This is a genomic window from Gottfriedia sp. NPDC057991 (assembly GCF_042886615.1).
Lineage (GTDB): Bacteria > Bacillota > Bacilli > Bacillales > Bacillaceae_G > Gottfriedia.
Genome location: NZ_JBHVQN010000001.1, coordinates 731254 through 744956, shown reverse-complemented (window position 1 = coordinate 744956; position 13703 = coordinate 731254). Strand labels below are relative to the sequence as shown.

The window sequence follows — 13703 nt, the reverse complement described above, 5'->3', positions numbered from 1 at the left end:
TTATATAATAATAATCAGATGTTAAGAATTTTTTTGAAATCATTTATACCTTTTTAATAGCAGTTTTTAACGTCAGACAATTATGTTAAATCTTACCCTGAGCGTGATTAAATTTGCAGAAGCACAGACGTAGAAACACACCAGCATTTACTGTTTTGGCATACTTTACATTAGTTGCAGGAGTATTTTTGTTTTGTATCGGACTTTACAATGCAGATATGGAATTAAACGAAAAAGGTTATTATATTGCAGTTATGCTGTTAGTAGCAGTAGGCTCAATTTTAACCCAAAAGGTTGTTCGTGATAATGCCGAAGATGATGATATTATCGCTGAGCAAGAAGTTCAATTAAAGATGAAATTAGATAGTTCAACAAAGAAAGAAACAACTAATTTATAAAAACAAAAAGGGATTACAAAAAGTACAATTACTTTTGTGATCCCCTTTTTTATGATTATAAAGTTTTTTTTATTCCCAAACTCGTTTTAATTTAAAGAATTCTTGAATATAGCCATAAAGTGAAACTGGTGACATAATCATTTGATAGCATAGTAGGAAGAAAATAAATCCTATACGATTATTTCTTATTCTTAAATTCAAATTACGGAAAACATAGTTTTTCTGGTAAAAATAAAGGATTGAATAGCTAATAAATGTTAATGGGAGAACTAATAAAGTCATTGGACCAACAATCATGTTGATTCCAAAAAACGCTAAAATCAATCCAGGAATCCAACATAAAGTGTAAATAAAATCTAAGTAAACCATCATGAGATTAATACCAGTTAAATACTTTGTATAAACTTGTGGTTGTTGCCACGGTTTTATTTCAATCAGTCCTTCAACCATACCTCTTGCCCATCTTGATCTTTGTTTAGCAAAATGACCAAATGTTGTAGGTGCATCGGTAAATGCTACTGCTAATGGTTCAAAGTATACCTTCCATTGCTTCTGTAAAAGTCTCCATGTTAATACGATATCTTCTCCAATCGCATCTGGCCAACCTCTAACTTCCTTTACACAATCAGTTTTATATAAACTAAAAGCCCCTTGTGCAACAAGTGTTCCTTGATATAATCCCTGAAGTCTTTTTATTGAAGAAATTCCTAAAAAGTAGTCCCACTCTTGAATCTTAGTCCAAAATGTTTCACGACTATTACGAACTAACATTGAGCCAGCAACAGCAGAAACATCGGAAGGGCTACTTTTTATTCTTGAAACTAAGTATCTTACTGCAGAAGGATGAATTAATGTATCTGCATCTAGTGTAATGACATATGGTGTTTTTACATACTCCAAGCCCAAATTAAGCGCATGAAACTTACCGGGTTTTGGTTGATGTAATAAAGTAATATTAGAATTTAACTCTTTTTTCGCCCTCATTACTTCACGATCTGTACCATCGGTTGAATTATTATTAATAACGATAACGTTTATTTCACCAGTATAGTCTTGATCTGAAATATATTTTAACGTATTAAAAATAGCGCCTTCTTCATTATAAGCAGCCACTAATACAGTTACCGAATCATTTGGAAATTCATTTTTAAAATTCGGTTGTTTATCGAGTAGTAAACTTATAACTAAAAAAGTGCTCATATAGCCTGGTACATAGGCAATACCACCTATTATGATGATTGCTACTGGCGTAGTAACAATGTCAGATAAATCGTTTACCCAAGGAACTGATAAATAAATTGAAAAAAGTAACCAAGAAAATGAAATAAAATGACTAAACCAAAATTTCCTATTTACGGTAAAATAATAACGGGTTTCTTTTTTTTGTATAGGAGACAAGTTTGGTTTCAATAGTCTCCCCCCTTTTTTATGAAATTTAGACGATAAAAATCATTATATCACTATAATATGCATTAATATCCTAGAAAATTTTAGTAAAAATGAATAACTAAAAGACACTTTAATTACTTAAAGAAAACCAAATAAAAAAGAACTGAAATTAGATCAGTTCGTTTTCATATAAGTATTATTTTTTAAAAGTTAATCCTTTCTCTTCCAATGCATTTTTAATTGTCGTAATCGCCTTAGGTCCCATCCCGTGTAATTTTAATACTTCCGCCTCGCTTAATTGTATGAATTGCTCCAGATGTAAGTAACCTGCTGAAGTTAATGCTCTAATAGCAGCAGGTTTAGCTAATCCATTTGGTAGTGAATTTTCACTCATATTAAAACTCCTCCTATTTATAATTTTTATCAAGCCAATTCAATAGGTCATTTTTCATACAATTTGTGATTGTATGATTTACATCCTTATATTTAAGAAAATCTATATAATCATTATGTTTTGTTGCTAAAAAATCGAGTTGTCCACCAATTGGAATAACCAAATCTTGTTCTCAGTGTAAGAATAAAATAGGCTTTCTTATAGTACGATATTTAAATTTAGGATCATATTTTAAAAACGTTTCCAATTCCTTATCATTTAATGGTACTCTTCTATCTTTTTTACGAAAATCCTTCTCAGAATAAATATAAGAACTTGATCCATTAATATTAATTAATCCAGCATAACTAGTATTTGAAAAAAACATTCCACTTGCAATAAAACCACCCATTGAACTTCCTTTTCCAAAAATATGTTTGTAAAATTTTTTGATCAAAATGGTTATTTAGAGCTTCTCTCGAATCATGGTATTTAATTTCGGGAATAACAACTTTAAATCCTAAATCAGATAGCTCTTTACCAAGTTGGATTTGTAATTCAATCGTTGAACCCCAACCATGAAACATTATGATGGTTTCTTTTCTTCTAAATATATTTGGAGCTATTTCATAATAATTAATCATTTTTCTCCCTAAATTACTTTATTTTCTAAGTATTATTAAATCATTCTAATAATAACAAAATTATTTGAATTTTGAATTGCCATATTAAAGAAAATGCTATAAAATATTTTTGTTTGTATACAATGATATTATCTATTAAAAAATTTTAGCCTATCTACTTTACGCGGAAAAAATCGAGGATGTGTATGCTCAATGGTTCATCATTTAAACGTATTAATTAGTCACTATGGTTATATAGGCATCATTTTAGCATTAATCGGAGGAATAATTGGATTGCCATTACCAGATGAAATTCTTTTAACATACATAGGTTATAATGTATTTCAAGGTAGGTTATCATATTTACCTTCTCTAGCTTGTGCTATTATCGGAATCATTTGTGGAATCTCTTTAAGTTATTTACTCGGATACATATTTGGTTTACCTTTATTAAAAAAATACGGACCAAAAGTTCATATTACAGAGAAAAAAATTGATATCACAAAAAACTTATTCTCAAAATTTGGACCGTATATTCTTATTATAGGATTTTTTATACCTGGAATCAGACATTTAACTGCTTATTTTGCAGCCATTAATAAATATTCCTATAGAAAATTTGCAACGTTTGGATTTGTTGGAGCAATCCTTTGGGGTTTCACTTTTGTAACACTAGGAAAAATTTTGGGTGAACAGTGGGATAAAGTCGCTTCTATATTTACAAAGTATAGTTTAGTCATATTTCCTACTGCATTGTTAATCGCAATTTTATTCTTTTTCATTTGGAAAAAACGCCTAACTACAAATTAAGGCGTCTTCAATGAAAAAATAACCATGAAAAAAGACGAGACACTTGTATGTCTCGTCTTTTTACTTACATTATTTTGCAACTTCTTCTACAATTGCAATGACCATTTCAGCAGTTTTTACTAACTCTTTAATTGGCATTCTTTCATTTGTAGTGTGGATTTCTTCATAACCGATTGCTAAGTTTACAATTGGGAAACCGTGACCTGCGAATACGTTCGCATCAGATCCTCCACCACTTTGTTGTAATGCAGGAGTACGACCAATTTTTTCTGCTGCACGTTTTGCAACTTCAACAACGTGGTCTCCCTCACCAAATTTAAATCCTGGGTACATAATTTGAACTTCTACTTCAGCACGTCCACCCATTTCAGTAGCTGCTTCTTCAAAAGCAGCTTTCATTTTAGCTACTTGAGCTTCCATTTTTTCACCGATTAATGAACGAGCTTCAGCTAAAATATGTACTTGATCACATACGATATTTGTTGCACTACCACCTTCGAAACGTCCAATATTAGCAGTTGTTTCTTCGTCGATGCGACCAAGTGGCATTCTTGCAATTGCTTTAGAAGCAATCGTAATCGCTGAAACGCCTTTTTCAGGTGCAACACCTGCATGTGCTGTTTTACCATAAATAGTAGCAATTACTTTAGCTTGAGTTGGAGCTGCTACGATAATGTTACCTACTTCTTCATCACTATCTAATGCATATCCAAATTTAGTAGTGATTAATTTTGGATCCATTGCTTTAGCACCATGTAATCCAGATTCTTCACCAACTGAGATAATGAATTGGATTTCACCATGCTCAATATTTTGTTCATTAATGATTTTTACAGCTTCTAAAAATGCTGCGATACCAGCTTTATCATCTGCACCTAGAATTGTAGTTCCATCAGTAACGATATATCCATCTTTGATTGATGGTTTGATTCCTTTACCTGGAGTTACTGTATCCATATGACAAGAGAAGAAAATACCGTCAACGCCTTCTTTAGTAGCAGGAATTGTAGCAACAATATTTCCAGCACCGTGACCTGTAACACCCATCGTGTCGTCTTCAAAAACATTCATTCCAAGAGCTTCTAATTTTTGTTTTAAAACCTTTGCAATTTCAGCTTCAAACTTAGTTTCAGAGTCTACTTGTACTAATTCTAAAAATTCTTCGACTATACGTTGTTCATTAATCATTTCTGTCATGCCTCCAAATTGTATATGTAAAAAAATGTCTACAAAGGTATATTACCATGTTTTTTAGCTGGGCGCTTTTCATTTTTGTTTTTTAATACTTCCAAAGATTGAATAAGCTTTTTTCTAGTCATCCTTGGATCGATAACATCATCAACTAAACCGTATTTTGCAGCAACGTAAGGATTAGAAAATTTCTCTTTATATTGATTCATCCATTCTGATCTTAACTCATCTGGTCGATTACTTTGAGAGATTTCTTTTCCGTATAAGATATTTACAGCACCTGCAGCACCCATTACAGCGATTTCAGCGTTTGGCCATGCAAATACTAAATCCGCTCCAATCGATTTACTATTTAATGCAACATATGCTCCACCAAATGCTTTTCTCGTAATGACTGTTACTTTTGGCACTGTTGCCTCAGAGTACGCATATAAAAGCTTAGCACCATGCCTTATTATACCTCCATGCTCCTGTTTTACACCAGGAAAAAACCCTGTCACATCAACAAACGTGATGATTGGTATATTAAAACTATCACAAAAACGAATAAATCTTGCCCCTTTATCAGCTGAATGTAAATCTAGTCCTCCAGCCATAAATTTAGGTTGATTACAAACGAGTCCAACTACTTCACCATTTAATCTAGCAAATCCCACAACCAAATTTTTAGCAAAATATTTTTGAACCTCAAAAAATGAATCATCGTCTACAATCATTTCTACTATTTTTTTAACATCATAAGGTCGACTACTTTCATCTGGTATAAGCTCCAGTAAATCATCTAGATCTTTTTCGGTTTTCATTTTAGTAGGTGCTTTTTCTTCCCAATGAGCCGGTAAATACTCCATTAAATTTCGAACGATTTTAAGGGCTTCTTCTTCCGACTCAGCTTGGAAATGTGCATTTCCACTGATCTCATTATGGACTTTAGCTCCACCTAAATCCTCTGCAGAGATTTTTTCACCTGTTACACTTTCAATTACCTTAGGTCCAGTAATAAACATTTGGCTAGTTCCATTAACCATAATAACAAAGTCAGTAATTGCTGGAGAATAGACAGCACCACCTGCACAGGGTCCCATAATAACTGAAATTTGTGGTACTACCCCAGAATAAATCGTATTTCGATAAAATACATGTCCATAACCATCTAAAGAAAGGACACCTTCTTGGATTCTCGCACCACCTGAATCATTTAATCCAATAATTGGGGCCTTACACTGTACTGCCATGTCCATTAATTGACTTATTTTTTTCGCATGCATTTCACCCAATGCACCACCGAACACAGTAAAATCTTGTGAAAAGACAAAGACCGTTCGATCGTTTATTTTTCCGTAACCTGTGACAACTCCATCACATGCACCATTTTGTTCATCCATTCCAAAATCTGAACAACGGTGCTGGACGAAACTAAATAACTCAACAAAACTACCTTCATCTAATAGCATGTCTATTCTTTCTCGTGCTGTAAACTTTCCACGTTCATGTTGTTTCTCAATCCGTTCAAATCCTCCACCTTGCTCTATTTCAGATTTCTTTTCATATAGTTTATATAAATCATCATACTTGCTCATTAAACTCCCCCCTTTTTTGAACAATTTCGATTAATACTCCGAATTGTTTAGGGTGTATAAAGGCAACTTTTGAACCATCACTCCTACTACGTGGTGAGTGATGGATTAATTTGAATTGGCGTTTTTTTAGTTCTAATAGTGATTTTTCGATGTCATCTACTTGAAAAGCAATATGGTGCAATCCTTCCCCTTTTTTTTCAATATATTTATGTACAGGATTCGTTGTTGTAAGTGGTTGGATTAATTCGATATTAATTTTATTTGTTTTAAAAAACGCGACTTCTACATCTTGGTCATCTACTATTTCACGATATGAATATGATAATCCTAAATCACCCTCATACTTTTTAATACTCTCGTTTAAATTTTTTACACAGATTGCCATATGATCTATATTTGTGAACATTTTTTTGCCCTCTCCTTCAAATCAATGCTTTTTTTAGAAACATATGAGATTTTTTATGTACTGTTATCTGTTCAAAAGTACATAAGCTATTATTTAAACAATATTCAAGAAAGTGGACAAACATGATTAAAACCGTAGCTATAACAATGATGAAGTGATTTTGAATCATAGAACAACGATCATATCCCGCTCCTTTAAAAAGGAAGAAACACACCATGATTTAAGCAAAATACCAAAATTATATGTATTAGAAAAAGTTCGACGGCATTCTCCTCACTTTTCTCCTTTGTTAAAACAATATGACTACTTAACAATCGAGAGGTTAAATAGACACGATATAAAAGATTTATTTTTTCAAAAAAAAAGTGCAATTAATGCAGTTTTTTGTAGTTTGTAAACCTACTAGATTACATGATACGATTAGCTCGTTATCACTATTTGTTAACTAGGGAGGAATTTAAGTGAACAAAAAAGTTTTAGCAGTTGGGTTATCTTTAGGTTTAGCAGCAAGTAGTTTTTCAGTAACAAATACATATGCTGCATCAAAAAATGTGTTATCTAGCTACAAGTATAATGAATCTGTAGGATCTCCTGAATTTGTTTCAGGTCAGCTGACAAAGTCATCAACTCAAAGTCCCGAGAGCATTGTACTCGGTTATGTCAATGCTAACAAAGATAAATTCAAACTCGGTTCGAAATCCTCTGAAGAATCATTCATCATTAAGTCTAGCAATAAAGATATGTTAGGCACCGCACTTAGACTGCAACAAGTTTATAATGGCGTACCTGTTTGGGGTTCTACTCAAACTGCATTGGTTGCGAACGATGGTGTTTTAACAGTTTTCTCTGGTACGGTAGCTCCTAATCTTGATACGAAAAAAGGACTTAAATCTGAAAAGAAAGTAAATGCCAACAAATCAATTAAAATTGCAGAAGCCAACCTTGGTTATACTCCTATCTATGAAAAAGACCCTACAGCTGATCTAGTAGTTTACACAAATGGTGATGAAGCTACTTACGCTTACCTTGTAAACTTAAACTTCCTTTCTCCTAAACCTGGGAACTTTAATTATTTCATTGATGCATCAACAGGAAAAATATTAAATAGCTATAATAATTTAGATGAAGCAGATAGTAGTGCCCCTGCTGCAAAACCGGGCGGCACATCAAAAAGTACGAATACAACTGGAACAGGAGTTGGCGTACTTGGTGATACAAAAACACTAAACATGACCTTATCAGGTTCAACTTATTATTTACAAGATAATACTAGAGCCTTAGGTGGGATTTTCACTTATGATGCGGCTAACAAAACACGTCTTGCAGGTACACTTTGGACAAGTCCAGATAACCTTCTAAATAGTACTTATGATGCCGCTGCAGTAGATGCACATTATTTTGCTGGATTAACATTTGATTATTATAAAAATGTTTTTGGACGTAATTCCTATGATAATAAAGGCGGTGCACTAAAATCGAGTGTCCATTATGGCCGTAATTACAACAACGCGTTTTGGAACGGTACGCAAATGGTTTATGGCGATGGTGATGGTACAACATTTATTCCATTATCAGGAGGGATTGACGTAGTAGCACATGAGTTAACTCACGCAGTAACAGAAAAGAGCTCAAATTTAACTTATCAGAATGAATCTGGTGCACTAAACGAAGCCATTTCTGATATTTTTGGTACATTAATAGAGTTCTATAATAATAAAAACCCTGATTACGAGATTGGTGAAGATATTTATACGCCAAAAATTGCAGGTGATGCACTTCGTTCGATGAGTGATCCAACTAAATATGGAGATCCAGATAACTATTCAAAACGTTACACTGGAACATCTGACAATGGAGGAGTTCATACAAATAGCGGTATTATTAATAAAGCAGCTTATTTAATTGCTCAAGGTGGAACTGCATACGGCGTGTCTGTTACAGGGATCGGGAATGATAAACTTGCTTCTATTTTTTATCGTGCAAATACAGTTTACTTAACAGCTTCCTCTACTTTCAGTCAAGCACGTGCGGCATGCGTTAAAGCAGCTACTGACCTTTACGGTATAAGCTCCGCTGAAGTAACTACCGTAAATAAAGCATTTGATGCGGTTGGAGTTAAGTAAAATTCCAATTAAAAAGGGATATCTCGTAAGCTATAAATGCTTATGAGACCCTTTTTTTATTTGGATAAAAGTGTGATTTTCGTTGATCTATTGCTAATACTGTAAAAAAAATCATACATATGCTAAAATAGGACACACTTGTATTATTCTTATAAATAATGATTAATAAATAGTAATTCTTTCATATAAGGTGGTAATCACATGAGAAAAAAAACACAAAAAGTAGTCGTTATGATTATGTTAATTTCAATGCTTGCTACTACTTTACTTGCAGGTATCGCTGCTATGTTATAAAAGGAAAAAGAATATGTAAAATGAGGATTCATCATCAAGATCTTGAGATTTTGATGGTGAATCCTCTTTATTATTTGATCGCACCTTGCTTTCGAGCTAGTTGTTCAAATGAACTTGTAGATGTTGTGATTAATACTTTCGTTCCATATGGAATTTTATCAAAAAGTTCATTCACATCATTTGTGTACATTCTTACACAACCATTTGATATATATTTACCAATTGTTGAAGGGTCATTATTTCCATGAATACCATAAATTGAACCATCTGTACCTAATGCGTCAAAACCAATCCATCTAGTTCCTAAAGGATTTTTAGGATCCCCTCCTGGAATATTCTTTTTGCGCCAATATGGATTTTTGGCTTTATATGTAATATTAAAAATACCTTCAGGAGTTAACTCCGCTGTTTTTCCGGTAGCAATTCGATAAATCCTTAGGACTTTACCATCTTCTATATATGCTAAATTATTTATTTCTTTGTTAATGATAATAAATGGTTCGCCTACCCTCGGGTTTTGCCCAAGTGGCCATACTGGACCAATTACTAAAAGTAGTGATAGAACTAGTTTAAGCAAATAAAGCAACTCCTTTTTAATTTCACTTAACGTATTTTCCTTTAACCTTTGATTTCATAATCAAAAAACTTTCCATTTCATTAATGATTGTTAAAACCGCTGCTCTAGTTTCAAAATCATCAGATGTTTGTGGGAGTGGCATTTCACGAAACATATGATAGATTTCTTCTAACTGATGTAAGCATATAACGCCACTTATAATTGGATTTATTGAAAAACTTAAATCATTAAAAAATTTGGATAAAATATGAGATTGTTCGTTACTCACTTTAATGTCACAAACCGTGTCAATAATACGGTGAATAAGTTCAAGTTGCCGTTCTCTTAATAAAAAGTATTCATAATCTTCATCATTCGAAGATTTAAAATAATGATTATCGATTTCTAATTTAGAAATTCTTTTCGCTTCTTGAAGCAATTTTACTGTTTCATCATATTCTTCTAAAAAACACTTATTAGCTGGTTCTTTTAAATAAATAGAAATCTTCTCAAAAATAAAACAAAATTTAGAATCAATTTGTACTTTATAGTTTTTTATTTGATCATCTAAACTAGGCATATATAAATTACAAAGTAAAGCTACACCAATGCCTATTACAATTACAGTTATTTCATCTACTATGATCGGAACTGTAATTTTTTTTAGGCCATATAGATGTAGCATGATAACCGTACTAGAAATGACTCCTTCTTGAATTTTAAGTTTTACTAAGCTTGGAATAAAAAATAAAAGTAATAATCCAATCGCAAAAGGTGTATAACCAAAAATATGAAAGAAAAAAACACAAAAAAGTATGATCAATAAGCATGCAGAAAACCTTCTCAATGCTGTATCTAATGAACGCTTTTTAGTTGTTTGTATACATAATATTGTTAATGTTCCAGCAGACGCGTAAAAATGAACTCCCACCGATTGTGCAATAAAAATTGCTACCGCACTCCCTAACGCCGTTTTAACAATCCTCGAACCAATTCTATACATAATATCACCTATTATTAGGTTTTACTTTATGAGCTATTTGATTCGTTGAATAGAATAAAGTTAAGAAAAGATAAAAAAATAAGATCAGGATTTATAAAAAATACCGTTGCCTAAGCTCCACTAAAGCGTACGTTCAACCTTTACGATCATAGGTCACATTCTCAAATATATCTAATGAAAATATTTCATCTCATATTTACGCTTAATAATAAATAGATTGGTAAAAATATCATTATTCTAATAAAAGGTGTGAATTTATGAGTTCAAAATATTGCCATGAATCACGTTCAGCTTTAACTGTTCGAGTTTTCCCTACTGACTTAAACAATCACCAAACTTTATTTGGTGGTAAAATTCTTGCTGACATGGATATGACTGCTTCAATTACTGCTTCTAAACATTCAAGATTGAAATGTGTAACTGCTTCAATCGACCATGTAGACTTCTTACACCCAGTTACAGAAGAGGATTGTATCTCTTATGAATCCTTCGTTGTAGTTACAGGAACCTCATCGATCGTCATTTTCGTAAAAGCGATTGCAGAGAACTTAATTACAGGCATTCGCCGGGTTGCTGCTACTTCATTTTTAACTTTTGTTGGAATGAAGGATAATAAAACTGTACCAGTTCCATCTATCATTCTTGAAACTGATGAAGAACGAGAACTTGCTGAAATAGCAAAAGCAAGAATTGAAAATCGTAAAAATAATAAATTAATCAGTAAAAACATCGAAACGATTATCTCTACGAAACCTTTAAAGTTAAAACAAAATGATGAGTAAATAAAATTGTTTCCTTCTAAAAACTGACAAATAAATTTTCCCCTAAAAAAAGAAACTGAGAAAATTCTTCAGTTTCTTTTTTCTACTTATGATTAATGCGTAGAAATACCAGATACGCCATGGCCGGTATTTGACTTCACGAGAATTTCATCAAATTTAGCGTCATTTTCTTTTTTGCTTGAAAGGATTGTACCTAAATAAGCAGCTATGAATCCTAAAGGAATCGATATAATTCCTGGATTCGTTAAATTTATTAATGGATCCCCAACAAAAATGGCTTTTCCTTCAATTGGGTTCCAAATATTTGGACTTATTGCTACTAATATGATTGCAGATATTAATCCAGTTAACATACCAGTAATTGCGCCTGTCGTATTAAAACGTTTCCAATAGATTGTAAAGAGAATGACTGGTAAGTTCGCACTTGCAGCAACTGCAAATGCTAAGGATACTAAAAAGGCAACATTTAATGTTTGTGCAAATATTGCAAGTAAGATTGAGATTAAAGCAACCCCAATCGAGGCATATCTAGCCATTGAAACTTGCTCTTTTTCAGTTGCTTTACCTTGTTTTAAGATTTCATTATAAAAATCATGTGCAAAGGCAGATGCGGCTGTTAATACTAGCCCTGCTACTACTGCAAGAATAGTTGCAAATGCTACAGCTGAAACAAAAGCAAATAAATAGTTACCACCTAATACTTCAGCTAAAAGTGGCGCCGCCATATTTCCTGCTGGATTTGCTTTTATAATCTCAGAATTTCCAACAAATGCAGCTGCCCCAAATCCAAGGAAAATTGTCATGATATAAAATGCTCCAATTAACCAAGTTGCAAATACGACAGATTTTCGTGCCGTTTTCGCATCACGTACTGTAAAGAAACGGACCAATATATGAGGTAATCCAGCTGTTCCAAGAACAAGTGCTAAATTAAGTGAAATTGTGTCTAATCCGTTTGTGTATTTTACACCTGGATTTAAAAACGAGTCCTTTAGAGGTGTTGCCGTTCTCATTTGGCTAAACATTTCATTAATGTTGAAATTAAATTTAGCAAATACGATGATTGAAATGACTAATGTTCCAAGCATAAGAAGTATTGCCTTTACGATTTGAACCCAACTAGTAGCCCTCATACCTCCAAATATTACATAAACAGTCATTAATATACCTACTATTAAAACTGCAGTCGTATAATCAATTCCTAGTAATAATTTAATCAGTGCACCAGCACCAACTAGTTGTGCAATCATATAAAAAATTGAAATCGTCATTGTGTTTAACGCGGCTACCCCTCTTACTTTTCTTTGATCAAATCGCGCTGCAATCATATCTGCTAATGTGTATTTTCCAAGATTTCGTAAAGGCTCTGCTACTAAATATAAAACGACTAAATATGCAACTAAAAATCCGATGCTATAGAAAAATCCATCGAATCCAGTTAAAGCGATCGCACCTGCAATTCCTAAAAAGGATGCTGCTGACATATAGTCACCTGCAATTGCAAATCCATTTTGCCATCCAGTCAATCCACCGCCTGCTGTATAAAAATCTTTCGCATCTTTTGTTTTTTTAGAAGCGTAATATGTAATAACTAGCGTTCCTAGTACGATAATTAAAAATAATGTAAATGCCGTTGTATTCAAATTTCCTCCCCTCCTTTATTTAATTTTTCCAATACTCCATCTGCCATTTTGTCAAAGGATTCAGCTTTCTTACTGTAAATCATACATAATACCCATGTCATAACAAATTGAGCGAATGCAAATATCCAAGCCCATGTGACCTCTCCAATTGCTTTTGTATTAAGTGCTTTAGAATAAGAAGTCATTAAAGGTAATGCAATGTAAAAACAAAAAAAGAATAAAGACATTGGTAGGATAAACTTTCTTTTAACTTTCAGTAACTGTTTAAACTCATGAGATTTTGCAACTTCCGAGTATTTGCTTTGACTCGTAATAGAGTTTTGGTCCAATTCCATCATCATACTCTCCTTTCAAGTTTTTATTTCTTGAAAAATTTGAAGATATTATTGCTAAAATAAATGAAAGAATTTTCAGAAACTAAGATAATTGTATTTCATTTAGATACACTTTAATAAATGTTTTCGATAGACAAGAATTAACAAGTTCTAATTTTTGAATTATTTTTTGTAGAATTAGAATTCGCGATCAACTTGAA

15 protein-coding genes are annotated in these 13703 nt (G+C 32.6%); 5 read left to right on the top strand and 10 right to left on the bottom strand.

What is annotated here, in order from left to right:
* Positions 1–113 precede the first annotated feature (113 nt).
* Positions 114–398, top strand: coding sequence for a YiaA/YiaB family inner membrane protein (locus ACFVR2_RS03685; RefSeq protein ID WP_056475296.1), 285 nt, complete (start codon positions 114–116; stop codon positions 396–398).
* A 69-nt stretch (positions 399–467) separates the two neighbouring features.
* Here ACFVR2_RS03685 and ACFVR2_RS03680 read toward each other — a convergent pair whose 3' ends face one another.
* The 3 genes from ACFVR2_RS03680 to ACFVR2_RS03670 all read right to left on the bottom strand — a co-directional run bounded on the left by ACFVR2_RS03680 (position 468) and on the right by ACFVR2_RS03670 (position 2572).
* Positions 468–1808 carry a glycosyltransferase family 2 protein gene (locus ACFVR2_RS03680; protein WP_387359000.1) on the bottom strand — a complete coding sequence of 447 codons (1341 nt, stop codon included), beginning with the start codon at positions 1806–1808 and terminating at the stop codon, positions 468–470.
* A gap of 175 nt (positions 1809–1983) precedes the next feature.
* Positions 1984–2181, bottom strand: coding sequence for a helix-hairpin-helix domain-containing protein (locus tag ACFVR2_RS03675; RefSeq protein ID WP_387358998.1), 198 nt, complete (start codon positions 2179–2181; stop codon positions 1984–1986).
* A 172-nt stretch (positions 2182–2353) separates the two neighbouring features.
* Complete coding sequence (locus tag ACFVR2_RS03670; RefSeq protein WP_387358996.1) at positions 2354–2572, bottom strand: alpha/beta hydrolase; 219 nt, start codon at positions 2570–2572, stop codon at positions 2354–2356.
* A 424-nt stretch (positions 2573–2996) separates the two neighbouring features.
* On the opposite strand from ACFVR2_RS03670, the gene ACFVR2_RS03665 reads away from it, so the two are divergent.
* Complete coding sequence (locus tag ACFVR2_RS03665; RefSeq protein ID WP_387358994.1) at positions 2997–3593, top strand: DedA family protein; 597 nt, start codon at positions 2997–2999, stop codon at positions 3591–3593.
* Positions 3594–3662: 69 nt separating this feature from the next.
* Here ACFVR2_RS03665 and ACFVR2_RS03660 read toward each other — a convergent pair whose 3' ends face one another.
* From ACFVR2_RS03660 to mce, 3 genes are read right to left on the bottom strand one after another with little or no spacing between them, the layout of a single operon-like run.
* Positions 3663–4781 (bottom strand): M20/M25/M40 family metallo-hydrolase, encoded by a 1119-nt coding sequence (locus ACFVR2_RS03660; protein WP_387358992.1) that lies wholly within the window; start codon positions 4779–4781, stop codon positions 3663–3665.
* A 38-nt stretch (positions 4782–4819) separates the two neighbouring features.
* Positions 4820–6361, bottom strand: coding sequence for an acyl-CoA carboxylase subunit beta (locus ACFVR2_RS03655; protein WP_387358990.1), 1542 nt, complete (start codon positions 6359–6361; stop codon positions 4820–4822).
* A complete protein-coding gene (gene mce, locus ACFVR2_RS03650; protein ID WP_387358988.1) occupies positions 6348–6767 on the bottom strand; it encodes a methylmalonyl-CoA epimerase in 420 nt (139 codons plus the stop codon). Before mce ends, ACFVR2_RS03655 begins: the two co-directional genes overlap by 14 nt.
* Before the next feature lie 461 nt (positions 6768–7228).
* Between mce and ACFVR2_RS03645 the strand changes: the two genes are divergently transcribed.
* Together ACFVR2_RS03645 and prli42 are read left to right on the top strand one after the other, a co-directional pair.
* Complete coding sequence (locus tag ACFVR2_RS03645) at positions 7229–8890, top strand: M4 family metallopeptidase (protein ID WP_387358986.1); 1662 nt, start codon at positions 7229–7231, stop codon at positions 8888–8890.
* A gap of 201 nt (positions 8891–9091) precedes the next feature.
* Positions 9092–9184, top strand: coding sequence for a stressosome-associated protein Prli42 (gene prli42, locus ACFVR2_RS03640; protein WP_156339731.1), 93 nt, complete (start codon positions 9092–9094; stop codon positions 9182–9184).
* Positions 9185–9254: 70 nt separating this feature from the next.
* Here the strand turns inward: prli42 and ACFVR2_RS03635 are convergent, their stop codons facing one another.
* Complete coding sequence (locus ACFVR2_RS03635) at positions 9255–9770, bottom strand: L,D-transpeptidase (protein WP_387358984.1); 516 nt, start codon at positions 9768–9770, stop codon at positions 9255–9257.
* A 13-nt stretch (positions 9771–9783) separates the two neighbouring features.
* Complete coding sequence (locus ACFVR2_RS03630; protein ID WP_387358982.1) at positions 9784–10743, bottom strand: aromatic acid exporter family protein; 960 nt, start codon at positions 10741–10743, stop codon at positions 9784–9786.
* 257 nt (positions 10744–11000) lie between these two features.
* Between ACFVR2_RS03630 and ACFVR2_RS03625 the strand changes: the two genes are divergently transcribed.
* Complete coding sequence (locus ACFVR2_RS03625) at positions 11001–11525, top strand: acyl-CoA thioesterase (RefSeq protein WP_387358980.1); 525 nt, start codon at positions 11001–11003, stop codon at positions 11523–11525.
* A 92-nt stretch (positions 11526–11617) separates the two neighbouring features.
* Here the strand turns inward: ACFVR2_RS03625 and ACFVR2_RS03620 are convergent, their stop codons facing one another.
* Both ACFVR2_RS03620 and ACFVR2_RS03615 read right to left on the bottom strand, forming a co-directional pair.
* Positions 11618–13168: a solute symporter family protein gene (locus ACFVR2_RS03620; RefSeq protein WP_387358978.1), complete on the bottom strand. Its 1551-nt coding sequence runs from the start codon at positions 13166–13168 to the stop codon at positions 11618–11620.
* Positions 13165–13503, bottom strand: a complete 339-nt coding sequence (locus tag ACFVR2_RS03615; RefSeq protein ID WP_387358976.1) for a DUF485 domain-containing protein — start codon at positions 13501–13503, stop codon at positions 13165–13167. The genes ACFVR2_RS03620 and ACFVR2_RS03615 overlap by 4 nt, the downstream gene beginning before the upstream one ends.
* Positions 13504–13703: the final 200 nt, after the last annotated feature.